The sequence below is a fragment of the Flagellimonas pacifica genome (assembly GCF_900215465.1).
GTDB classification, from domain to species: domain Bacteria; phylum Bacteroidota; class Bacteroidia; order Flavobacteriales; family Flavobacteriaceae; genus Flagellimonas; species Flagellimonas pacifica.
Window position 1 is genome coordinate 1 of the sequence record NZ_OBEH01000015.1, and the last position, 1,331, is coordinate 1,331.

The following is a 1,331-nucleotide window of genomic DNA, read 5'->3' on the forward strand; positions in this document are numbered from 1 at the left end:
AATTTCAGCCCTTCCCAATCATAAACGCCCTGCCCGCCCAAATAACGGTTCCATGTTTCCTTGTCCACCTGATCGATGGATTCCTTTATTTCAACACACAGTCCTTCGGAAATCCGATGTTCACTCTTGGTCCTCGGTTCCAATTTGAAGGCATGGAACACCCGCTGGGCATATGTCTGGGTTGCCTCAAGAGCTTTGGGAAAATGATAGGCCATGGCCTCCACCAATCCTTTGATCTCTTCCCTTTGGTTGTGCCTTGAAATGGTGATTCGTACCCCCGTATTCTTTACCGGTACGGCAGGGAAGATCCCAAGATTGACATAATAGCCTTCTTTCATCAAACGGTTCACAAAGTTGTAGCCGGTCTTTGGCATCCCTGTTCCGATATAGAACACCGGGGATGCGTTGTGATCGATCAAGGGAAGATCTGTTTCCATTAGGCAATCATTGAAATAGTCGATGCGTTGCCGAAGATCCTTCTGGAGATCATAAATCTCCGGGGATAGGTGGATCTGGGCAGATGCTATGGCCGCTGCCACAGAGGCCGGTTCCAATTGGGCCGAAAAGGTCAGGGGGCCACCAAAGGTCTTTATCCTGTCGTACATCTCGGGATTGGAACAGGCCAATACCGCCCCACTGGCTCCAAAGGTCTTGCTCAAAGTCCCAAAAAGCAAGACATTTTCCGGCAAATCCCCCAATGCATCCAATACATATCCCGTACCATGTTTTCCCACCCAGCTCATACCGTGCACATCATCAAAATAAAACCGCAACTGTGGATACGTAGCTGCAAGGGCCATCAAATCCTTTACCGGGGCATAGTCCCCATACATGGAATAGATACCATCCGCCATATACCAGATATGTTTTTTTGAATCCCTGTACTTTTTGATCTTGTCCTCCAACATCTCCAAATTGTTGTGACGGATCATTTCTATGGGAACACTCCGGGTTTTCAACATCTTTGCTGCGTTCTGGACACTCCAATGGACCTGATGATCCAATACGATCACATCTTGGTCGTCCACGGCACTGGGTATGACCCCAAGATGGCCAAGGGTACTGTTTTTGGTAATAACGACTGGATTTTGGTACATCGCAGTAACGGATTGCTCCAGTTCTTCATAAAGGGGATTGGATATATAGGACTTTGATAAGGGGAATTGGGTGCCGAATTTCTCAATGGCATCCATAGCTGCCCGCTTTAACCTATCATCTTGTTCCAATCCCAAATAACCTGTTGTCCCGAAATGGAACAGCTCCCTACCCCCTACCCTTATGGTCCTTCCTGAAAAGGATTTGCCCCCAGCGTACAGGTGGAGCACACCGGC

The 1,331-nt window shown here is 48.2% G+C and carries 1 protein-coding gene; it reads right to left on the reverse strand.

The features are described from left to right. A partial coding sequence (locus CRO15_RS19580) for an aminotransferase class I/II-fold pyridoxal phosphate-dependent enzyme (protein WP_116458936.1) occupies positions 1 to 1,331 on the reverse strand: 1,331 nt, incomplete at both ends.